The 22,155-nt window shown below is 61.6% G+C and carries 20 protein-coding genes; 10 read left to right on the top strand and 10 right to left on the bottom strand.

Going from position 1 to position 22,155, the window contains the following annotated elements; genetic code table 11:
* Positions 1–384: 384 nt before the first annotated feature.
* Positions 385–1,992 carry an alkaline phosphatase family protein gene (locus N2A98_RS01150; RefSeq protein WP_275622913.1) on the top strand — a complete coding sequence of 536 codons (1,608 nt, stop codon included), beginning with the start codon at positions 385–387 and terminating at the stop codon, positions 1,990–1,992.
* 124 nt (positions 1,993–2,116) lie between these two features.
* Here the strand turns inward: N2A98_RS01150 and N2A98_RS01145 are convergent, their stop codons facing one another.
* Entirely contained in the window at positions 2,117–3,022 is a 906-nt protein-coding gene (locus N2A98_RS01145; RefSeq protein ID WP_078802292.1) for a TauD/TfdA family dioxygenase, read from the bottom strand.
* 184 nt (positions 3,023–3,206) lie between these two features.
* On the opposite strand from N2A98_RS01145, the gene N2A98_RS01140 reads away from it, so the two are divergent.
* A complete protein-coding gene (locus N2A98_RS01140) occupies positions 3,207–4,127 on the top strand; it encodes a LysR family transcriptional regulator (protein WP_098949861.1) in 921 nt (306 codons plus the stop codon).
* Between the two features lie 100 nt (positions 4,128–4,227).
* Here the strand turns inward: N2A98_RS01140 and N2A98_RS01135 are convergent, their stop codons facing one another.
* Positions 4,228–5,229 (bottom strand): ABC transporter substrate-binding protein, encoded by a 1,002-nt coding sequence (locus N2A98_RS01135; protein ID WP_014716431.1) that lies wholly within the window; start codon positions 5,227–5,229, stop codon positions 4,228–4,230.
* Positions 5,230–5,508: 279 nt separating this feature from the next.
* Here N2A98_RS01135 and N2A98_RS01130 point away from each other — a divergent pair, with 279 nt between their 5' ends.
* Together N2A98_RS01130 and N2A98_RS01125 are read left to right on the top strand one after the other, a co-directional pair.
* Entirely contained in the window at positions 5,509–7,107 is a 1,599-nt protein-coding gene (locus N2A98_RS01130; protein WP_275622912.1) for an ABC transporter permease, read from the top strand.
* Positions 7,104–7,919, top strand: coding sequence for an ABC transporter ATP-binding protein (locus N2A98_RS01125; RefSeq protein WP_047712308.1), 816 nt, complete (start codon positions 7,104–7,106; stop codon positions 7,917–7,919). The genes N2A98_RS01130 and N2A98_RS01125 overlap by 4 nt, the downstream gene beginning before the upstream one ends.
* On the opposite strand, the gene N2A98_RS01120 is transcribed toward N2A98_RS01125, so the two are convergent.
* The gene (locus N2A98_RS01120; protein WP_047712307.1) at positions 7,906–8,979 is read right to left on the bottom strand and encodes a fatty acid desaturase; all 1,074 of its coding nucleotides are present in this window, start codon (positions 8,977–8,979) and stop codon (positions 7,906–7,908) included. The genes N2A98_RS01125 and N2A98_RS01120 overlap by 14 nt on opposite strands.
* Positions 8,980–9,080: 101 nt before the next feature.
* On the opposite strand from N2A98_RS01120, the gene N2A98_RS01115 reads away from it, so the two are divergent.
* The 3 genes from N2A98_RS01115 to uraH all read left to right on the top strand — a co-directional run bounded on the left by N2A98_RS01115 (position 9,081) and on the right by uraH (position 11,713).
* Positions 9,081–10,085 (top strand): AraC family transcriptional regulator, encoded by a 1,005-nt coding sequence (locus tag N2A98_RS01115; protein WP_069558905.1) that lies wholly within the window; start codon positions 9,081–9,083, stop codon positions 10,083–10,085.
* A 716-nt stretch (positions 10,086–10,801) separates the two neighbouring features.
* On the top strand, positions 10,802–11,275 hold the full coding sequence (locus N2A98_RS01110; protein WP_044271345.1) for a heme-binding protein: 474 nt from the start codon (positions 10,802–10,804) through the stop codon (positions 11,273–11,275).
* 27 nt (positions 11,276–11,302) lie between these two features.
* Positions 11,303–11,713, top strand: a complete 411-nt coding sequence (gene uraH, locus N2A98_RS01105; protein WP_014716425.1) for a hydroxyisourate hydrolase — start codon at positions 11,303–11,305, stop codon at positions 11,711–11,713.
* On the opposite strand, the gene N2A98_RS01100 is transcribed toward uraH, so the two are convergent.
* Positions 11,708–12,394, bottom strand: coding sequence for a Crp/Fnr family transcriptional regulator (locus N2A98_RS01100; protein WP_078802288.1), 687 nt, complete (start codon positions 12,392–12,394; stop codon positions 11,708–11,710). The two genes, uraH and N2A98_RS01100, sit on opposite strands and share 6 nt — an antisense overlap.
* An 83-nt stretch (positions 12,395–12,477) precedes the next feature.
* Between N2A98_RS01100 and N2A98_RS01095 the strand changes: the two genes are divergently transcribed.
* Positions 12,478–13,005 (top strand): Mpo1-like protein, encoded by a 528-nt coding sequence (locus tag N2A98_RS01095; RefSeq protein WP_069557421.1) that lies wholly within the window; start codon positions 12,478–12,480, stop codon positions 13,003–13,005.
* A gap of 107 nt (positions 13,006–13,112) precedes the next feature.
* Here the strand turns inward: N2A98_RS01095 and N2A98_RS01090 are convergent, their stop codons facing one another.
* The 6 genes from N2A98_RS01090 to dibA form a co-directional block, all read right to left on the bottom strand.
* The gene (locus N2A98_RS01090; RefSeq protein ID WP_032894194.1) at positions 13,113–14,081 is read right to left on the bottom strand and encodes a sulfate ABC transporter ATP-binding protein; all 969 of its coding nucleotides are present in this window, start codon (positions 14,079–14,081) and stop codon (positions 13,113–13,115) included.
* Between the two features lie 3 nt (positions 14,082–14,084).
* On the bottom strand, positions 14,085–14,957 hold the full coding sequence (gene cysW, locus N2A98_RS01085) for a sulfate ABC transporter permease subunit CysW (RefSeq protein WP_044271338.1): 873 nt from the start codon (positions 14,955–14,957) through the stop codon (positions 14,085–14,087).
* A 13-nt stretch (positions 14,958–14,970) separates the two neighbouring features.
* Positions 14,971–15,789: a sulfate ABC transporter permease subunit CysT gene (gene cysT, locus N2A98_RS01080; protein ID WP_032894195.1), complete on the bottom strand. Its 819-nt coding sequence runs from the start codon at positions 15,787–15,789 to the stop codon at positions 14,971–14,973.
* Positions 15,790–15,988: 199 nt separating this feature from the next.
* Positions 15,989–16,999 carry a sulfate ABC transporter substrate-binding protein gene (locus tag N2A98_RS01075; RefSeq protein ID WP_275622911.1) on the bottom strand — a complete coding sequence of 337 codons (1,011 nt, stop codon included), beginning with the start codon at positions 16,997–16,999 and terminating at the stop codon, positions 15,989–15,991.
* Positions 17,000–17,147: 148 nt separating this feature from the next.
* Complete coding sequence (gene oscA, locus N2A98_RS01070; protein ID WP_010565387.1) at positions 17,148–17,330, bottom strand: sulfur starvation response protein OscA; 183 nt, start codon at positions 17,328–17,330, stop codon at positions 17,148–17,150.
* A 296-nt stretch (positions 17,331–17,626) separates the two neighbouring features.
* Entirely contained in the window at positions 17,627–19,543 is a 1,917-nt protein-coding gene (gene dibA, locus N2A98_RS01065) for a phosphodiesterase DibA (protein ID WP_275622910.1), read from the bottom strand.
* Positions 19,544–19,709: 166 nt separating this feature from the next.
* Between dibA and desA the strand changes: the two genes are divergently transcribed.
* Both desA and N2A98_RS01055 read left to right on the top strand, forming a co-directional pair.
* Entirely contained in the window at positions 19,710–20,894 is a 1,185-nt protein-coding gene (gene desA / locus N2A98_RS01060) for a delta-9 fatty acid desaturase DesA (RefSeq protein ID WP_032894197.1), read from the top strand.
* Between the two features lie 187 nt (positions 20,895–21,081).
* The gene (locus N2A98_RS01055; RefSeq protein WP_034134599.1) at positions 21,082–22,083 is read left to right on the top strand and encodes a sensor domain-containing diguanylate cyclase; all 1,002 of its coding nucleotides are present in this window, start codon (positions 21,082–21,084) and stop codon (positions 22,081–22,083) included.
* The last annotated feature ends 72 nt before the right edge of the window (positions 22,084–22,155 follow it).

Genomic DNA, 22,155 nt, shown 5'->3' with positions numbered 1-22,155 from the left:
CTTTGGTTACTTTGGGCTGGGCCGGCATTCCGGCTTTTCCAAAGTGACCCGCCGTCAGGGCGGAACCCTAAGTGGCCGTTACCTAAATAACGGATAGGTACTCGGTCTGATCCAACATCCCGGTCGGCTGTCAGGCCGCCTTCGCGAGCAAGCCCGCTCCCACAGGTTGATCGTGGGGCGTCAGGTAGATGAGTGTCGGCTGGCTGGCCGTCATCGCAGGCAAGCCACACAGTTGGATCGCGGAGTGTCAGGCTGGCTGGCCTGCGATGACGCCAGCCGCCACACCCATGCATTCCCTGCATAAAATCCAGACCTCAAATGCACTTGCCAGCCCCCCCTGCGAACGGCGAAAAAACGCTTCTGTCCTCCGTCCGGTAAACCCCCATGTCTGAACCAAAACCCGTGCGCAACGTGCTCTACATCATGTGCGACCAACTGCGCCGCGACTACCTGTCCTGCTACGGCCATGCCCATCTGCACACGCCGAATATCGACCGCCTGGCCGCCGCAGGCGTGCGTTTCAGTCGGGCCTATACACAGGGCACCATCTGCGGCCCGTCGCGTATGTCGGCCTACACCGGGCGCTATGTCAGCAGCCATCAGGTGGCGTGGAATGCAGTGCCACTGCCGCTCGAAGAGCTGACGATCGGCGACTACCTGCGCCCCCACGGCATCCGCACCGCCCTGGTGGGCAAGACCCACGCCACGCCGAACCTTGAGGCCTTGCAGCGCCTGCAGATAGACCCCGACAGTGCCCAGGCCGAGCCGCTCAATGAAGTCGGCTTCGACGCGTATCTGCGTCACGACGGCATCTACCCCGACAGCCCGCTGTTCGACGATAAGCGCGAGTCCGCACCCTACACCCAGTACTTGCGCGATCACGGCTACAGCGGCCGCAACCCCTGGCATGAATGGGCCAACGCCGCCGAAGGTGAGAACGGCGAAGTGCTCAGCGGCTGGCACATGCGCAACGCCGGCAAGCCCGCACGGGTGGCCGAAGAGCATTCGGAGACCGTCTACACCACCGACCGCGCCATCGACTTTATCGACGAGCAAGGTGAACAGCCGTGGTGCCTGCACCTGTCGTATATCAAGCCGCACTGGCCCTACATCGCGCCGGCGCCTTATCACGCGCTGTACGGCGCCGAGCATGTGCAGGCGCCGATTCAACCGGAACACACCAGCGACCATCCGGTGTACCAGGCATTCCGCCAACACCAGGAGAGCGTGAACTTTTCCCGTGACGAGGTGCGCCTCACGGTGGTGCCCACCTACATGGGGCTGATCAAACAGATCGATGATCAACTCGGGCGGCTGTTTGATTTTCTGCAAGGCACTGGCCGCTGGGACGACACGCTGATCGTGTTTACCAGCGACCACGGTGACTTCCTCGGCGATCATTTCCTCGGTGAAAAAGAATTCTTGCTGGAGCCTGCGGTGGGTGTACCGCTGATCGTGCGCGACCCACGTGCCAGCGCCGATATCAGCCGCGGCACCGTAGACGAGCGCCTGGTGGAAACCATCGACGCCCTGCCCACCTTCCTCGACGCCTTGGGCTTGCCCGCCGCCGACCATCGCCTGGAAGGCCGCTCATTGATTCCATTGCTGCAGGGCGAGCAACCCAGCTGGCGCCGCTACGCCATTGCCGAATACGACTACGCCTTCCAGGCCCCGGCTCGCGAGCGACTGGAACAGCCCATCGACCGTTGCCGCATGACCATGGTGCGCAGCGAGCGTTGGAAATACCTGGCATACGACGGCTTTCGCCCGCAGCTGTTCGACCTGGAAAACGACCCGCAAGAACTGCACGACCTGGGCAGCGATCCGGCCTATGCCGAGGTGCGCGAAACTCACTTGGGCTATCTGTTCGACTGGCTACGCGGGTTGAAGCGGCGCACTACCATCAGCCACACGGAAGTTGAACTGCGTGGGCAGTGGTTTCGTTATGGTGAGCCAGAGGCAGAGAAAGTGGTGAAAATCGGAGTCTGGTAAACACCACAAACCAAATGTGGGAGCGGGCTTGCTCGCGAATGCGCAGTGTCAGTCGACGAATTCATCAACTGACCCACTGCATTCGCGAGCAAGCCCGCTCCCACATTTTTAATCTTCACCCGGCTTAGAGACCTTTAGTGGTTTTGCTTGATTGCCCCTGCACCCCCACCGGCACATCCCCTTTGAGCGTGACCCGGCGCACGATGCGTTCCTGGGTGCCGTAGTCGTCCACCGCGTAATGCTGGGTGGCGCGGTTATCCCAGATCGCCACATCACCGGTGTTCCAGCGCCAGCGTACGGTGTTTTCCAGGCGGGTGACGTGGCCTTGCAGCAGGTTGAACAACTGCGCCGACTCCGCCTGAGAGTAGCCTTTCAGGCGTTTGACGAAGTGCCCCAACAGCAGGGTTTTCTCACCGCTGACCGGGTGCACGCGCACCACCGGGTGTTCGGTTTCGTACACCGTGGAGGTGAACACTTTGCGGTACTCCTCAAGCTTCTCCACCGCCACGTCCGGCTTGCGGGCGGCATAGTCGTATTCGTTGCTGTGCACCGCCCAGAGGTGGTCAGCCAATGCTCGCAGCTCCACGCTGAGGTCGTTGTAGGCAGCGGCGGTGTTGGCCCATACGGTGTCGCCGCCGGAAGCAGGCGCCAGCACCGAACGCAGGATCGAGGCCTTTGGGTACGCATCGACGAAGGTCACGTCGGTGTGCCAGGAATTGGCGCGCTGGCCACGGGTGCCATCCAACTCCATCAGGAACCGCGTGCCGTCTCGTACCGGTACGGTGGGGTGGGCGATCGGCTCGCCGAGCAGGTGAGCAAAGGCTTCCTGGCTCTGGTCATCGAGATGGGTTTGTTCGCGAAAGAAAATCACCTTGTACTGCACCAGCGCCTGCTCGATGGCCTCGACGGTGGCGGCATCCAGCTCACCGGACAGTTTGATGCCACGGATTTCGGCGCCGATCCGCCCGGCTACCGGGTGAATATCGAGTGCGTGGGCGATGGGTTGAACGGCTAATGCGGCGTTGCTCATTGTGATGACCCTCATGTGCCTGCGAAACGGTGGGGGGAAGCTTCCAGCAACGCTCTATTCATATGCGATTTAGGTCTAGCAAATGAATAAATGCTTCGTTGACGGAATAAGAGCATGCATTTAAAACCTCAGCTTGCTCGGTCGCAAATGCCTTCGACCTATTTTTAAAATGCCGGGAAAGCATATGGATCTTCGCCAACTGCGCTACTTCATCGCCCTCAACGAACACCGCAGTTTCGTGCGCGCTGCGGACGCCATGGGCATCACCCAACCGGCGTTCAGCCGCAGCATCCAGGGGCTGGAACAGGAGTTCGGTTGCGTGCTCGTAGACCGTGGCCACAAGGACTTGCGCCCCACGCCGGAAGGCCAGGTGGTGTTGCAGCACGCCCTGAGCCTGGTGCATGGCGCGGCGCTACTGAGCAGTGAAGTGACGCGCATGACCAAGCTCGACGCCGGCGACCTGCGCTTCGGCTGCGGCCCGGCGCCAGCGGTGAAACTGGTGCCGGATGCGGTGGCGCGGTTTATCAACGCCCACCCGAAAATCCGCACCACGTTTCAAGTGGATAACTGGGAAACCCTCAGCCGCCGCCTGAGCCGTGAAGAGATCGAATTCTTTATCGCTGACATTCGTCAGTTCGAGGCCGACCCGAATTTCCAGACCCGCGCACTCACCCCCAAACGCGGGGTGTTTTTCTGCCGTCCTGGGCACCCGTTGTTGGCCAAGGACAGCCTGTCCACCAATGACATGTTCGACTACCCGCTGGCGGCGCCGCTCATCTCCCAGGGCATTCGCAAGCTGTTGGCGAACCTGAGTGGGCGCATGGATTTTTCACCGAGTATCCAGACCGAGCACTTCCCGGCACTGGTGAGCATCGTGCTGCAAACCAATGCCATCGGCGTCGGCACTGAAGAGGCCTTTGCCGAGGACATTGCCAAGGGAGCGCTGGTGCTGCTGCACTGGCGCAACTTGCCGCAGCACATGGAGACAATGAGTGCGCGCTGCGGGATCGTCAGCCGCACCGGGTCGCGGTTGTCGCCGGCGGCGAAGGCGATGATTGAGATGTTGGTGGAGGTGGATAGTCAGCCGGTGAGTGTGGCGGTTTGACGGGCCCCTTCGCGAGCAAGCCCGCTCCCACAGGTTGGAATGCATTCCAAATGTGGGAGCGGGCTTGCTCGCGAAGACGGCAGTACAGGCAACAACAAAATCAGAGCCCCGCCGCCACCAACCCAGGCGCCACCCAATCACTCACCTGAAACGACTTGCGAATCAACTTCTCCCTGGACGCCAAGTCCACCGCATCCTGCAATTTGCCCAGGAACACCGGGTCCAGCGTGGAGGGGAAAACTTCGCTGAGTTTCTGGTCCTTTAAATCATTGGTGAGGATCACCGGCGGGTAACTGGCCAGCCCGGACACCAGCGCGATGTAGGCCTGTTTGTTATTGTCATCGGTCAACCACTGCACCGCTTGCTGCTGAGCCTTGAGCAACGTGGCCACGGCGTCTGGGTGTTCATCGACAAACTTGGCGCTGCCCACCAGCACGGCCTGGATGCTGCCGGCATCGCCCAGGTCCTTGGTGGTCAACGGTATCTCTGCCAAGCCTTTGGCCTGCAACGCCGTCAGGGTGGAACCGCCCCAGGTGGCATCAATCTGCTTGGCGGCCAGGGCGGCAGCGGCCGCATTGAAGTCCAGGTTGATCACCTTCAGGTCCTTCTCGCTCAAGCCCTGGCTGGCCAATGCGCTGTCGAACGACAACTGGCTGGCCGTGCCACGGAACACCGCCACGCGCTTGCCCTTGAGGTCTTGCAAGGTCTTGATGCCGGAGCCCGGCACCACGCCGAGGTAGTGTTTCACTCCCCGTGCGGAGGCGCTGAGCAGCCGCGTATCCAGGCCATTGGAGCGGCCGATGATCGCCGCCAGGTCGCCCAGATAAGCCAGGTCCACCTGGCCGTTGGCGAAGGCCTCGTTGATCACAGGGCCAGCGCCCTTGAAGTAATTCCACTGGATCTTGATGCCTTGGTCGGCAAAGGCTTTTTCGAAGATCTGCTGTTCACGCAACACGTCGGTGATGCCACCGCCACTGTGTTGGCTGCCGGCACTGAGGTCGGGCACGGCGATGCGGATTTCCTTGAGGTCGGCGGCATGCACCAACCCGGCCAGGGCGGTGCCGGCGAACAGGCTGATCAAACGTTTAAAGGGCAGTTTCATAAGCGCAGCTCCTGGTGGGCGACGGTCGCCTGGGGAGCAAAAAGTAGGCACAAGCTGAACAAAACTTTAAATACTATAAATTCACAATTTAATAGCTTTTAGGACTATGCGAGCTAACACGCAGCCTCCAGAAGGATATGCACAAACAGCATCGAAAATATTCTTCGAATGCATTGGATGCGTGGTGGCGTGAGGCTTTAAATGACTTTCTTTAGCTCGCAATCATCTTGATCACGCTTTTGTAAGATCGAAATCACATAACGCATTCGGAGGTCTTCCATGGCCCGGATTTCACTTCTGAGCCTGCCGCTGGCGGCCCCGTCCAAAGGCGTCGCGCCGCGCTGGCCGCAGCTGGGCCAGCGGTTATTGCCGTGGCTGCTGCCGCTCACGCTGTTTGCCTTATGGTGGCTGGCCAGCCGCAATCATTGGATGAGCGAGCAGATTCTGCCTACCCCCGCCCTGGTGTGGAGCAGCGCGGTGGAGTTGGCCGGTGGCGAGTTATGGAGCCATCTGGCGATCAGCTTGCAGCGCTTGTTCTGGGGCCTGCTGGCCGGTATCAGTGCCGGCGCGATACTGGGTGCGTTCCTGGGCTTCAGTGCACGCGCCGAGCGCTTGGTATTCCCGACCTTCAGCGCCCTGGCGCAAGTGCCGACCCTGGCCTGGATCCCGCTGTTCATGGTGTTTTTCGGCATTGGCGAAACCCTCAAGCTGGTGGTGCTGGTCAAGGCCATCGTGGTGCCCGTGACCCTGCATACCCTGGTGGGCGTTCGCGACGCCCAGCCCAACCTGCGCGAAGCCGCCCGTATACTGCGCCTGCCTGGCCACTTGTTGGTCCGCCGCCTAGTCCTGCCCGCCGCACTGCCGGCGTTCATGGCTGGCGTGCGCCTGGCTCTGGGGGCCGGCTGGACCTCCCTGTTGGCCGTGGAGTTGCTGGCCTCCAGTGAAGGCATCGGCTACCTGATGGTGTGGGCACGCCAGTTGTTCATGCTCGATATCGTCTTCGTGTGCATCGTGGTCATTGGCGTGCTGGGGGTGGTGATGGACCGCGGCATCGGCTGGCTGGATCGCAAGTGGGTGCACTGGCCGCACCCCGCCACCGCGCAGATCCGCCGCGGGCCACGCTATGAAGGCTGGCAACGCCTGCAGCCCTGGTTGTTACCCTTGCTGTTGTTGGCGCTGTGGCAGGCAGCGACGCAACAGGGCTGGGTAGACCCGAACATTCTGGTCAGCCCCTGGACCGTGCTGCAAACCACCCTGGCCGGCGCGCTGGATGGCAGCCTCACCACCGCCCTAGGCAAAAGCCTGGGCCGAGCCGTGGGCGGCTTGCTGCTCGGCGGCAGCCTGGGCTTTGCCTTGGGCCTGTGGCTGGGGTTATCGCGGCGCAGTGAGCGACTGTTCGGCCCAACCTTGTCCGCGCTGCGCCAGATTGCGATTTTTGCCTGGGTGCCGCTGCTGACCGCCTGGTTCGGCCTGGGTGAGTTGGCCAAGTGGGTATTTATCGCCCTCGCCGCCTTCTTCCCGTTGTTTATCGCCACCCAGCGCAGCGTGCTCAACCAGTCGCCCCAGCTGCGCGAAGCCGCGCAGGTGCTGCGCCTGAACCTCTGGCAACGCCTGCGCCGCTTGGTGCTGCCGGGCGCCGCGTCGGGGATTTTCGCCGGCCTGCGCCTGAGCCTGATCTACGCGTGGATGGGCACCCTCGGCGCCGAATATTTCATGCCCTCCAATGGCGGCATCGGCAGCCTGATGATCGGTGCCCAACAGCTGCTGCGCATGGACCTGATCATGAGCGGCATGCTGCTGGTCGGCCTCACCGGCGCTACCCTCAACCTGCTCGGCCAACGCCTCGAAACCCGCGCCACTCGCTGGAGACACGCATGAACGCACCGATTGTCAGCTTCAACCATGTGGGCAAGTCCTTCGACGTCGATGGCTTCGAACTGGAAGCCATCCGTGAATTCAACCTGGAGGTGGCCGAAGGGGAATTCGTCGCGATTGTCGGCGCCAGCGGTTGCGGCAAGTCCACCCTGCTGCGCCTGCTGGTGGGGCTCGATACGCAGTATCGCGGCGAGATCCGGGTGGATGGCAACGCCGTCAGCGGCATCGGCGGCGAACGCGGCATTGTGTTCCAGGAGCACCGTCTGTTTCCGTGGCTGACCGTGGCGCAAAACATCGGCCTGGGCTTGGTCAACGAGCCGCTGAGCGAGGCCGAGCGCACGCGGCGCATCAACGATTTTATCGAGCTGGTGGGCCTCACCGACTTCACCCGCGCCTACCCGCACCAACTCTCCGGCGGCATGGCGCAACGGGTGGCGATTGCCCGTGGCCTGGTGGCCAGCCCGCGCATCCTGTTGCTGGACGAACCCTTCGGCGCCCTCGACGCGCTGACCCGCCAGCAGATGCAGGATGAGCTGTTGGCAATTCGCGCCCGCGCCAGGATCACCACAGTGCTAGTGACCCATGATGTGGAAGAGGCGATTTTCCTCGCCGACCGTGTGGTGGTGATGGAGCCCAGGCCCGGGCGCATCAAGCAAATAGTCGACATCGCCCTGCCCCATCCACGCCAGCGCAGCAGCTTTGAATTCCACCAGCTGCGCGAAGAACTGCTGCACGAACTGATCAGCGATGACCACTACCAACCGCCCGTGCGCGAACAGATTCGCGATTTGCCCCTGGCGTTTATTGCCTGCTGAGGTGAGCTAAATCGCTGTGTGCCTGCTCACGTCGCTCGAAGCGGTTGGCGCGGGCAAAGGTGCCCAGATCATTGAAGCGCACCCCCATCTCGGCCATGACCTTATGCGCCACCTTGGTGGTCATCTGGCGGATGTAGAACGGCTCTTTCACCACGAAGTGATGGATGCCGTGGGTGCTGCCGAAGTTGAAGCAGAACGCCTGCAACGGCCACAGCCACCAGGGGTTCAGCACTTGGGTTTGCTGGATCACATTGCCCAGCTCCACATCGCCGTAGTAGTGCATGTTGGAGCTGACAAAGTGCAGGCAGAAGGTGCGCAACACATTCGGGCCGATGATCACCACCGCAGCGATATCGATCACCTGCATCACCTGCAAGGTATCGGCTGACCATTGAATGGGCGCGCCCACCAGGCTGGCAATCCCATTGGCGGCATGAAAGCCCAGGAAGACGTACCACGCGCCCCAATGCAGCAAGGCCAGCGGTGCATACACCAGCAGCACGCGCTTGAGGATGCTGACCCTGTGCGGCCAGGTCTTGGCGCGCACCAGGCGGATCAAGGCCGACATCATGTTGTCCCCCACCATCAACAACCGCGCGATACCCCAGGGTTCGCCGTTGGTGATCGCGCGCTCTTCCATATCGGCCTCGGTGCCCGAAACCTTGTGATGGTTGAGGTGCAGATGCCTACGTATCCACGGGTTGATGGTGCTCGGGCGCGCCAGCCACACCAGGCCCATCATCACATTGTGGGGCACGCGCTGTTTGCGAAAGTACATGCTGTGGATCAGGTCGTGTTCCAGCTCGTGGGTGAGCGAGGCGAAGAAAGCATTGAGCAGCAGACACACCCACCAGGCCATATGACCGCTGATATAGAGCGCTGCCGAGCCAAACATGCCCAGCAGGGCAAAGGCCAGGATGCCCGCGCCCAGCGCATCCTGATGCAACAACCAGGGGTGCCGCTGGCGCAGGCGCACGCCTTCGGCCATCACGACCTCGCGGATGTGCGCTGAACGCTGTTGTGCGTTCAACGACTGGGGGCTTGCAGAAGTACCGTCCATGCTTCCATTCTCTTGTGAAGTGATGCCTGAATCCTGCACCTAACCCTAGCGCAGGACGCTAGCCGCGCACGCCAATCTGTTGACCACAAGCGCCAATTGCCATGACCGAACCCACGTCCCTCGCCAGCTGGACCCGCGCCCTGCGCAAGCAGCTCGACGCCCTGGGCCTCGACAGCGCCGCGCTGTGCGCCGAGGCCGGGCTCGACCCGCAGCAGATGGACGACCCCAACGCCCGCTACCGGTTGTCGGCCACCACGCGCTTATGGGCGCTGGCGGTACAGGCCAGTGGCGACCCGGCGATTGGGCTGCGGGTGTCGCGGTTTGTCAGCCCCACCACCTTTCATGCACTGGGTTACGCATTGGTGGCCAGCGGCAGCTTGCGCGAGGTATTCGAGCGCATCGTGCGCTATCACCAGGTGGTCAGTGATGCCCTGGACCTGGAGCTGAGCCGCCACGGCGACATCTACCGTTTTCGCCTGCTCCAACCCCCAGGTAGCCCCGCGCCTGCGCCGGAAGCGATCGATGCCTTTGCGGCGATCTACGTACGCACCTGCCGCAACCGCCTGGGGCGCGACTATGCGCCATTGGCCGTTTACCTGCGGCGCCCGGAACCCACCGACCCCAAGCCGTGGCACACGGTATTTCGCTCGCCAGTATTCTTTGCCGCCGACGAAGACCGCCTGGAATTCGCCGCCAACGACTTCGACAGCCACCTGGACGACGCCAACCCGGAGCTGGCCGAACACAACGAAACCGTGCTCAAGCGCACCCTCGCCCAACTGCAACCGCTGACCTGGGAACGCAAAGTGCGCGCCGCCATCGAGGCGCAATTGCCAGACGGCGAGCCAAGCGCCGAACGCATCGCCCAAGCGCTGCACTTGAGCTTGCGCAGCCTGCAAAGGCACCTGGCCGATGAAGGGTGTCGGTTTGACGCCTTACTTAACGAGTGCAGGCAAAACCTGGCGTTATTGCACCTGCGCGACCCGCACTGCTCATTGGCCGAGATCAGCCATTTGCTGGGGTTTGCCGACACCAGCAGTTTCAACCGTGCGTTCAAGCGCTGGACAGGGATGACGCCGGGGCAGTTTCGCGACGGGTTGCAGTAGCAAGGGCCTCATCGCAGGCAAGCCAGCTCCCACAGGGGAATGGGTTCACATCCTGTGGGAGGTGGCTTGCCTGCGATGAGCATAGATATCTACATAACTTTGTAGGCTGTAGCAGCAGACGGTAACCACGATGCGAAGCGAGCCGCTCTTGATCTGCTTTTGATTTTGATCTTAAGCGCCCCGTCAAACCACGCTGGCCGGAATTCGACAGTGATTTGGGGGGTAAACCGGCAGGGATGCCGGTTTAGCCGCCCCGCGCCATGGATGGCGCGTGGTGGCGGCCCCCCAAATCACTGGCGGATTACGGGCACACCGAGCCTAAGCGAGGTGCCGAGTGGTGGGGCAAGAGCGTTTTGCTTACTTTTGCGCTGTTCAAAAGTGAGCCGCCGTCAGGGCGGAACCCCAAGTGGCCGTTACCGCAGCAATGGATCTACACACAATCCAACTGTGTTGACTGTCAGCCCGCCTTCGCGAGCAAGCCCGCTCCCACAGTTGGATTGTGGGGTGCCTGGTAGATAGGCGTCAGCTGAAAGGTCGCCATCGCAGGCAAGCCCGCTCCCACAGGGGAATGCGTTCACATGTGTGGGCTTGCCTGCGATGAGGCCGGTACACCCACCACACATCCCTGGGTTTGATTACAAACCTGTCATCCAATTGTGCGGCTTTTGTCCGCATCCGCTGGTTACCGTGACGGCCTGCTTTCTGGAGCCCTCACTATGTACCGCACTGCCTTGTTCCTGAGCCTCGCCGTGGCCACCGCCGCCCAGGCGGCGCCACAATTGCCCCGCCACGCCGAGCTGGATTTGCACACCGCTCGCCAACTGGCCGATGCCAGCCTGGCCCACTGCAGCGCAGCGCTGACCGTCCTCGACCGCGGTGGCAACCTGTTGCTGGGCCTGCGCGCTGACGGTGTCGGCCCGCACAACAGCCTCGCCAGCCAACGCAAGGCTTACACGGCGCTGTCGACAAAAACCCCGACCCGGCTGTTTGCCGAACGGGCGCGTAATAACCCCGAGGCCGCCAACCTCAACAGTTTGCCCGAGCTGCTGTTGCTCGGCGGCGGCGTGCCGCTGTTTGCCGACGCCGAACTGGTCGGTGCGCTAGGCATCGCCGGTGCCGGTGGCGCCGCGCAGGATGAAGCCTGCGCCGTGCAGGCCGCCGAGCAACTGGGCTTGAAAATCACCCCTTGATTCCACTTCCCTCAAAAGGACTTCGCGATGAAAACCTTGAGCATGACCCTTGCCGCACTGAGCCTGAGCGGCCTGTGCAACCTGGCCCTGGCCGACGGCAACCCCCTGAGCGTGCACGTACTCAACCTGGAAAACGGCCTGCCAAGCGCCGGTGTCAATGTCACCCTGGAACAGCACGTGGGCGATAAATGGCAGTCGCTGTCTGAAGGTGTGACCAACCAGCAAGGCCGCATCGCCGAGCTGTTCCCGGCCAACCGCAGCATGCAGCCGGGCGAGTACCGCGTGGTGTTCAAGACCGGCGATTACTACAAGAAGGCTAACCGCGAGACGTTCTTCCCCGAGGTGCCGGTGATTTTCCAGGTCAAGCAGGCCGACCAGCACTACCACATCCCGCTGCTGCTCAGCCCTTACGGCTTCTCCACCTATCGCGGTTCATAGGCCCGCGGCCAGCTGCAGCCCATTGAGGTCGCGTATCTCGATGGCGCCGTAACTCAAGCCGATAATGCCCTGTTGCTCCAGCGCCTTGAGCAGACTGTTGATGGTCTGGCGCGACAGGCCCAGCATTGCCGCCAGATCCTCCTGGGGCAGCTGCAGCACGCGGCGCGCCTGCTCCACTTCGCCATAGCCTTGGGCAATCATCAGCAAACGATGGGCCAGCCGCTCTGAGGCGGGCATCAGGCTTATCTGTTCGATAGTGATCAACGACAGCCGAAGTTTATGGCTCATCAACAGGGCCATCTCCCGCCAGAACACCGGACGCTGTTCGAGGATGCCGAGCATCGCCGCCTGCGGCACCTGCAACAACTTGCATGCGCCGGTGGCCAGGGCATCGTGGGTGCGCGGCAGGTTGTCGAACAGGCAGATCTCGCCGAACCAGTAGGGCGTTTCCACCAGGCTCAGCACCGCTTCCTTGCCTTGGGCACTGACCGCGCTGATGCGCACCGTGCCTTCCAGCACCGCATACACGCCGCACGGCGGGTCACCGCGCTTGAACAGGTACTGCCCCGCCGTCAGCACACGCAACCGCGCCGCCGCCAGCAGGCTACGCTGCAAGTCAGGTGGCAAATGGCTGAACCACTGACCGCGAGCCAATTGTGCGTGCCATGTCCCTGTGTCCATGCGAACTCCGAAGATTGTCGCCCAGTTGACAGTTAGGCACCGACTGACAGGGCATGATCAAACATCCTACAGGAGGAACAACAATGAAAAGCCTCGTCGACCACCTCAGTCAATACGCCGCGTACCACCGCGACCCACGCAACATTGCCAGCCACTTCATCGGTATTCCGTTGATCGTGGTGGCGGTGGCCGTGCTGCTGTCGCGCCCCGAATGGTCGGTGGGCGGGCTGTGGCTGTCACCTGCGGTGCTGTTGGCGCTGTTTTCGGCGTGGTTTTACCTGCGCCTGGAACTGGCCCTGGGCGTGTTGATGACGGTGCTGATGGGTTTGTCGGTGTGGGCCGGGCATGTGCTGGCGGCGCAAAGCACGGCGGTGTGGCTGAGCAGCGGCGTGGGCATGTTTGTGGTGGGCTGGGTGATTCAGTTCGTCGGGCACTACTACGAAGGCAGGAAGCCTGCGTTTGTGGACGATGTGTCGGGGCTGATCGTGGGGCCGTTGTTTGTGGTGGCGGAGTTGGCGTTTTTGCTGGGGTTGCGGCATGAGCTCAAGCGGCAGATTGAAGAGCGTTCGGGGCCGGTGGCTCGCCGCGATCTTAAGCCAAGCGAGGTCTAAATGTGGGAGCGGGCTTGCTCGCGAATGCGGTGGGTCAGTGATGAATGTATCAACTGACACTGCGCATTCGCGAGCAAGCCCGCTCCCACAGGGGTTTTGTGTTGGGCTCAGGTTTTGGGTTTGAAGAACAGGGTCTCGCCACGGGCCAGGCCGGTGAGGCTGTCGTGGTCTTTCACCACTTCGGCCTCGATCAATTCACTCTGGCCTTCCACCTTCAAGGTCACGCGAGTGGTCGCACCCAACGGCCGGATATCCCGCACCTGCGCCGCATGGTGATCCTCCAGCTCATGGCGCGACAGCGACACTTCGTGGGGGCGGAACAGCAGGTGCTTGTCTTCGCCCAAATGCAGGCGGTTGGAGTCACCCAGGAAGTGATAAACAAAGTCACTGGCCGGGTTTTCGTAGACGTCGCCCGGTGAACCGATCTGCTCGATCACTCCCTTGTTCATCACCACAATACGGTCGGCGACTTCCATGGCCTCTTCCTGGTCATGGGTCACGAAGACCGAGGTCAGGTTGATATCCTCGTGCAGGCGCGCCAGCCAGCGGCGCAGTTCTTTACGCACCTTGGCGTCGAGGGCGCCGAAGGGTTCGTCGAGCAGCAACACCTTGGGCTCCACCGCCAGGGCGCGGGCCAGGGCGATACGCTGGCGCTGGCCGCCGGAGAGTTGTTCGGGGTAACGGTCGGACAACCAATCCAGCTGCACCATGTTCAGCAGCTCATGAACCTTGCTCGCGATCTGGCTTTCGCTGGGGCGTTGGTTTTTCGGCTTCATGCGCAGGCCGAAGGCGACGTTATCGAACACAGTCATGTGGCGAAACAGCGCGTAGTGCTGGAACACAAAGCCCACGTTGCGATCACGCACATCGTGGCCGGAGACGTCTTCGCCATGGAACACGATGCTGCCGGCATCCGGGGTTTCCAAGCCGGCAATGATGCGCAGCAACGTGGTCTTGCCGCAGCCGGACGGGCCCAGCAACGCCACCAGCTCGCCACTCTGGATATCCAGGTTGATGCTGTCCAGGGCCTTGAAGGCGTTGAAGTTCTTGCTGACATTACGGACTTCGATCGACATGACTTATTCCTCACCCGCGCTGTTGCGCAGGCGGTTGATTCGGTTCTCGCTCCACTGCTTGAGCAGCAGGATGAAGAGCGCCAGGATCAGCAACAGGCTGGCCACCGCAAACGCGGCAACGTGGTTGTATTCGTTGTAAAGAATCTCGACATGCAGCGGCAGGGTGTTGGTGACGCCGCGAATGTGGCCGGACACCACCGACACCGCGCCGAACTCACCCATGGCCCGCGCCGTACACAGCACCACGCCGTAGATCAGGCCCCACTTGATGTTCGGCACGGTGACATGCCAGAACATCTGCCAGCCATTGGCGCCCAGCAGGCGTGCGGCTTCTTCTTCCTGGGTGCCCTGCTCCTGCATCAGCGGGATCAGCTCACGGGCCACGAACGGCACGGTGACGAAGATGGTCGCCAGCACGATGCCCGGCAGGGCGAACACGATCTGGATGTCATGGTCTTGCAGCCACGGCCCGAAGAAGCCCTGGGCGCCGAACATCAACACGTACACCAGGCCGGCGATCACCGGCGAGACCGAGAACGGCAGGTCGATCAGCGTGACCAGGATGCTCTTGCCACGGAACGAGTACTTGCTCACGCACCAGGCGGCGCTGACGCCGAATACCAGGTTGAGCGGCACCGAAATCAGCACGGCGATCACCGTGAGTTTCAGCGCCGACAGCGCGTCTGGTTCAAGGATTGCGGTGAAGAACGTGCCGAGGCCGTTCTTCAAGCCCTGGGACACCACCACCAGCAACGGCAGCAGCAGGAACAGCACAAATACCAGCCAGCCAAGGCCGATCAGGATACGTCGCGAGGTCGCGCTGCCACGCCGGGCGGCGTTGGCCGAGGACGCGGCGCAAATAGACGATTGGGACATGTTCCGCGCCTCCTTATGGACGTTCGATGCGCCGCTGCAACAAGTTGATCAGCAGCAGCAAGACAAAGGACACCACCAGCATCAGCACACCAATGGAGGTGGCGCCGCGGTAGTCGTATTGGTCGAGCTTGACCATGATCAGCAGTGGCAGGATCTCGGTTTTCATCGGCATGTTGCCGGCGATGAAGATCACCGAACCGTACTCACCCACGCCTCGGGCAAACGCCAGGGCGAAGCCGGTCAGCCAGGCGGGCAACAATGCCGGCACGAGGATGTAGCGGAACACTTGCAACGGCTTGGCGCCGAGGCAGGCCGCGGCCTCTTCGATTTCCCGGGGGATATCGGCCAGTACCGGCTGCACCGTGCGCACCACGAAAGGCAACGTGACGAAGGTCAGCGCCAGGGTGATACCCAGGGGGGTGTAGGCGATCTTGAAACCCAGGTCGGTGGCAAACTGGCCGACCAGGCCGTTGGGTGCGTACAACGCCGTGAGCGCGATACCGGCGACGGCAGTGGGCAGAGCGAACGGCAGGTCGATCATCGCATCAATGACCTTGCGCCCGGGGAAGGTGTAGCGCACCAGCACCCAGGCGAGCAGCGTGCCGATCACACCGTTGATCAGCGCGGCGTACAGCGCAGTGCTGAAGCTCAGCTTCAAGGCTGCCAGTACCCGAGGTGCGGAAATGATGTTCCAGAACTGATCCCAGGTGAGTTGAGCGGCGTGTACAAACATCGCCGCCAGGGGGATGAGTACGATCAGGCTGAGGTACACCACGGTGTAGCCCAGCGTCAGCCCGAAGCCGGGTATGACGGGGGAGATACGACGCGACATAAGAGTCCTTGGTTAAAGGGTAGAAACCACTGCAGGAGCGCGCTTTTTGTGGCAGCTGGCTTTTCTGTGGGAGCCGGGCTTGCCCGCGATGCAGGCACCTCGGTGTATCAGCCACACCCCGGTGATGCTATCGCAGGCAAGCCAGCTCCCACACCAGCCCAGTTCCTACAGAAAGTCAGGCCCCTACAGGTACTTTGGCTTATTGCGCCGTGTAGATCTGGTCGAACACACCACCATCATTGAAGAATTTCGGTTGGGCAGTTTTCCAGCCGCCGAAGTCTTTGTCGATAGTCACCAGGTCCAGTTTCGGGAACTGCTGGGCGTATTTGGCGGCGACTTTTTCATCCCGTGGACGGTAGAAGTTCTTCGCCGCAATCTCCTGGCCCGCCGGGCTGTACAGGTGGTTGAGGTACGCGGTGGCGATCTCGGTGTTGCCCTTTTTCTCGGCGTTCTTGTCCACCACCGCCACCGGCGGTTCCGCCAGGATCGACAGGGACGGCACGACGATGTCGAATTTGTCGGCGCCGCCGTCTTCCTTCAAGGCCAGGAACGCCTCGTTTTCCCACGCCAGCAGCACGTCACCCTGGCCATTGTTGACGAAGGTAATGGTAGAACCGCGCGCGCCGGTGTCCAGTATCGGGACGTGCTTGAACAGCTCTTTGACGTATTCCTGGGCCTTGGCTTCATTGCCGCCGGCCTTGAGGCCGTAGGCCCAGGCGGCGAGGAAGTTCCAGCGCGCACCACCGGAGGTTTTCGGGTTGGGCGTGATCACCGACACGTCTTTCTTGATCAGGTCGCCCCAGTCCTTGATGCCTTTGGGGTTGCCCTTGCGCACCAGGAACACAATGGTGGAGGTGTACGGCGTGCTGGCGTCCGGCAAGCGGGTCTGCCAGTTCTCTGGCAGGGTCTTGCCCAGCTTGGCGATTTCGTCGATGTCACCGGCCAGGGCCAGGGTGACGACGTCGGCGCGCAGCCCATCGATCACCGCCCGGCCTTGTTTGCCCGAGCCACCGTGGGACTGCTGGATCTTGACGTTGTCGCCGGGGTGGGACTGCTTCCAGAAGCTGGTGAACTCAGCGTTGTAGTCCTGGTACAGCTCACGAGTGGGGTCGTACGAAACGTTGAGCAACTCGTAGTCCTTGGCAACGGCGGAACCGGCAAACACGGCACTGGCCAATGCGGCCAAGGCATAACGGCGAATCGACGACATAGAAGCTCCTGAAATTCTTGTATGTTGGCGCAACCCTGTAGGAGCGAGCTTGCTCGCGAAAAACCCAAGAGCACCGCGTTAAAACTGATGCGCTGCGTTATCGTTGGCGTTTTTCGCGAGCAAGCTCGCTCCTATTGGTGACGTGTTCTTAGGCGGGTTTGTTACCCGGGTTCTGCAGACGGAATTTTTCCTTGCGTTCGATCTGTACCACTTGGGCGTTGTGCACGGTGATTTCCACCGCGCCAAACCGCAGGTCGCGCAAGGCGCTCTGGATTTCACGCAAGATGGCTGCTTCGTCCTGGCCGTCAACGCTACGTAGAGATGCGCTCATGGTCTCGCTCCTGAAATGAGTAGTGCCTGGCAGTGGCGGCACTGCTTGCGGCGTGAGGGCGATAGTAGATAAGCGCGGATATTCTTAAAAATACTATTTAAGAATGTTTATATAACCAGAAAGAATTTTCTGATAGGGCATGGGGTTGCAAGGCTTTCGACAGAAAAAACGCACACACACAGGCGCCGCAGAACCTCTGTGGGAGCTGGCTTGCCTGCGAAAGCGGTGGTGCAGTAACACCTGCAGTGACTGACACACCGCCTTCGCGGGCAAGCCCGGCTCCCACATTGACCGAGTCAGTCTTGGCGGATCAGAGGGGCCCGCGTCCAATCAATCTCCTGGGCCGGCATCGGCCGTCCAAACCAATACCCTTGGCCCATGTCGCATTCCTGATCCAGCAGGAACCGCGCCTGTTCCACCTGCTCGATGCCTTCGGCGTGTACCTGCATGCCCATGCTTTTGGCCAGGGCGATCACCACGCGCACAATCGCCGCGTCGTCTTCGTCCCATGGCAAGCCCGCCACAAAGCCCTGGTCGATCTTGAGCTTCTGCACCGGCAGGCGTTTGAGGCGCAGCAACGAGGAATAACCGGTGCCAAAGTCGTCGATGGCCAGGCGCAGGCCCAGTTCGCGCAAGCGGTGCAGTTGCTCCAGGGCGACTTCAGGGTCGTCCATCACGGCGCTCTCGGTGACTTCCAGCTCCAGGAAGGCCGGATCCAGCCCCGTGGCGTGCAGCACTTGGGCCACTTGCTCATACAGCTCGCGCCGGGCAAACAGGCGGCTGGAGACATTGATTGCGATAAAGCTCAGCGGCGCGCCGTCGGCCAACCATTGGCACATCTGGCGGCAGGCCTGGTCCATCACCCATGCATCGATGTCGGCAATCAGCCCGGTGCGCTCGGCGATGGGGATGAACTCGCCCGGCGGGACCAGGCCGCGTTCCGGGTGCTGCCAGCGCACCAGTGCTTCAACGCCGACCAAACGGCTGTCGTGCAGGTCGTGCACCGGCTGGTAATACACGCGCAGCTCATGTTGGTCGAGGGCGCGGCGCAGCTCGCCGGCGATTTCCACTCGGTGTTGGGCGTGAGCGGTCAGCTCTTCGGTATACAACGCGTAGCCTTCGCGCCCGGCGCTCTTGGCCTTGAACAAGGCGGAATCGGCGTTGCGCAGCAATTGCTCGGCGCTGAGGGCGTCACTGGGGAACAGGCTGATACCGATACTGGCGCTGATAAACAGCTGGTTGCCGTCAAAAATGAACGGATCCTTCATGGCGTTGAGCATGCGCTGCGCCAAGGCCGCCGCTTGCACCACCTGCGGGCAGCTTTCGGCCAGCACGGCAAATTCGTCACCCCCCAGGCGCGCCAGGGTCACCCCCGGCCCAAACAGGCCGCTCAGGCGTTCGGCCACCAGCTTGAGCAATTGATCGCCGACGTTATGGCCCAGGCTGTCGTTGATGATCTTGAAGTGGTCCAGGTCCATCAACAGCAGGGCGCAGCCACGCTTATGCACCTGCGCAGAGGCCAGGGCCTGCTCGGCGCGATCGGTAAACAACAGGCGGTTGGGCAGGTCGGTGAGCGGGTCGTGATGGGCCAGGTGCGCCAATTCGTGCTCAGAGTTCTTCATGGCGCTGATGTCCGAGAACACCGCGACGTAGTGGCTGACCTTGCCCTGGTCGTCGTGAATCACGCGGATGGTTTGCCACTGGGGGTAAACCTCGCCGCTTTTACGTCGGTTCCAGATTTCGCCGCTCCATTCGCCGGTGCTTTCCAGGGCCTGGAACATTTGCTCGTAGAAATGCGCCGAGTGGCGCCCGGACTTGAACAGGCTTGGGCGCTGGCCCATCACGTCGTGGCGCTGGTAGCCGGTGATCTCCATGAACGCGCGGTTGACGTGCACGATCAGCCCCTGAGTATCGGTGACCAGCACCCCTTCGCGGGTGCAATCGAACACCGCAGCGGCCTGGCGCAGGCGCTCGCGATTCTCTTTCAGGGGTTGTTGCAACGCGTGGGCGCGGGCAAAACGCCGGCCTATCCAGTAAATGAGCAACGCGCTGAGGCTGACCCCCACGTATCCACGCGCCTGCAGCCAGTGCCCCAGCTCCATGGGTTCATCGATAAAGTTGATTAATAGGTAATTGCTGAGCTGGAGCCAAACGATAGAAACCAGCAGGTATACCAACCCCGCACGTAGGGCACCTCGGTATGAAAACAGCATATGCTTAGTAATCCTTACTAAATAACCAGAATCGCCCTACAAAGAATCCGGATTATAGAGTAGGAAACACTTTGTAAGTCTTATCTGAAACGGTGACTGGTTTTATCTGCAAAGGAAGTGATAATGCGGGTGCTGTTTTTTACTTTATCTGAGGGCCATACAGCCTATGTGGTACAACGGTTTTCTTGATCTGTCCGCCTGGCAACTGGTGGCAGTCACGCTGTTGATGACCCACGTGACCATTATTGGGGTCACTGTCTATCTGCACCGTTATTCGGCCCATCGCTCGCTTGAGCTCAATGCCGGCCTTAAACACTTCTTCCGCTTCTGGCTGTGGCTGACCACGGCGCAGAACACCCGCGAGTGGACCGCCATCCACCGCAAGCACCACGCCAAGTGCGAAACCGTCGATGACCCGCACAGCCCGGTAATCAAGGGCTTGTCCACCGTGCTGCGCAAAGGTGCCGAGTTGTACCGCGCCGAGGCGGAAAACCCCGAGACCCTGCGCATCTACGGCAAAAACTGCCCGGACGACTGGATCGAACGCAAGCTCTACACGCGCTACCCGCTGTTGGGCGTGGCGCTCATGGGCGTGATCGACCTGCTGCTGTTCGGCACCATCGGTATCACCATCTGGGCGATCCAGATGATGTGGATCCCATTCTGGGCCGCCGGCGTGATCAATGGCCTGGGGCATGCCGTGGGCTATCGCAACTTCGAATGCCGTGACGCCGCCACCAACCTGGTGCCGTGGGGCATCATCGTCGGCGGCGAAGAGCTGCACAACAACCACCACACCTACCCCAACTCGGCGAAGCTGTCGGTGAAGAAGTGGGAATTCGACCTGGGTTGGGCCTGGATCAAAGTGTTCAGCTTCCTGCGCCTGGCCAAGGTGCAGCGTGTAGCGCCCATCGCCCACCGCGTCGAAGGCAAGGGCAGCCTGGACATGGACACCGCCATGGCGATCCTCAACAACCGCTTCCAGATCATGGCCCAATACCGCAAGTTGGTGATTGGCCCACTGGTCAAGCAGGAGCTGGAGAAAGTCGATCATTCGGTACGCCACCAGTTCCACCGCGCCAAGCGCCTGTTGTCGCGGGAAACCAGCTTGCTGGAAGACCGCCACCACCTGCGCATCCAGAGCATGCTGGAACATAGCCATGCCCTGACCGTGATCTACGAAAAGCGCCTGGCGCTGCAGCAGATCTGGCTCAAGACCAGTTCCAACGGCCACGACATGCTGGCTGCGATCAAGGAATGGGTGCATGAGGCCGAGGCCAGCGGCATCCAATCCCTGCGCGATTTTGCCCACCAGTTGAAGACTTACTCGCTGCGTCCTACAGCGGCGTGAGGGCGCCGTGGGAGGGTTCGCCCTCCCACGCACTGGCTTTTTGGCGCCATTTTCCGGGCACCGTCAATCCACGCCGTTCACGGAACTTCACCGCAATTCCCCTCTCTCAAAGAACACTTCGCCATCATGGTGACCCCTTGTAGTGACCGCTTTTGCACCTGCGGCGCGCCCAGAGAGAGTTGTACCGATGGTTCACGAAAAGCCCAGCCTGCCCGATGTGCCCACCGCAGAGCCGCCGCGCCCGGCCGCGGCGGCGACCCTGTTGGCGCTTATGCATGCTCAAGGTGAAGTCGAGCGGCTGAGTGAGCGCGAGCAACTGCTCAGCTCCCTGCTGGTCAGCGTGAACGCCGTGCTCTGGGCCATCGACTGGGAAACACGCCGCGTGCTGTATGTGAGCCCGGCCTACGAGCGCCTGTTTGGCCGCTCCGCCGGCCTGCTGCTGGCCGACCACCGTGAATGGCGCAACAGCGTCCACCCCGAAGACCTCGACTACGCCGAGCACAGCCTGGCCCGCGTGCTGGAACAGGGCGCCGTGGAGGACCGCGAGTACCGCATCATCACCGCTGACGGGCAGATCCGCTGGTTGAGCGACAAGTGCTACATCAATCAGCAGGTGGTGCCCGGTGAAGCGCTGATCGTGGTGGGCATCGCCGAAGACATCACCGAAAAGAAGCAACTTGAGCTGGAACTGCATCGCCTCGCCACCACCGACGTACTGACCCAAAGCAGCAACCGCCGACACTTCTTCGAACTCGCCAACCAGGCGTTCGACAATGCCTGCGCGCAAGGCACGCCGCTGGCGTTCCTGTTGCTGGACATCGATGATTTCAAAGACATCAACGACACCTACGGCCACCTGGAAGGCGACCAGGTGCTGCGGCGCATCGCCGAGAGCGGTCGCGGGGTATTGCGCCGTGGCGACCTGTTCGGGCGCGTTGGCGGCGAAGAATTTGCTGCTGTGCTGCCGGGTTGCCCACCGGAGATGGCCCTGCAGGTGGCCGAACGGTTGGGCAAGGAGATCCAGGCGTTGGTGTTCAGCTATGAGGGGCATGAATTCAACGTGACCGTCAGCCAGGGCCTGGCCGGCCTGCGCGAAGATGACTCCACCCTCGACGGCCTGTTTGCGCGAGCGGATGCGGCGATGTACGAGGCCAAGCGCCAAGGCAAGAACCGCGTTATCGCCGGTTAACACCGGTCAACTGTGGGAGCTGGCTTGCCTGCGATGGCGTCTTGACTGACACACCGCTATCGCAGGCAAGCC

It is taken from the genome of Pseudomonas sp. FJ2-5-13 (assembly GCF_029201605.1).
Classification (GTDB): Bacteria; Pseudomonadota; Gammaproteobacteria; order Pseudomonadales; family Pseudomonadaceae; genus Aquipseudomonas; species Aquipseudomonas lactis.
The sequence above is the reverse complement of the archived record's forward strand: the minus strand, read 5'-3'. Positions and strand labels throughout refer to the sequence as shown.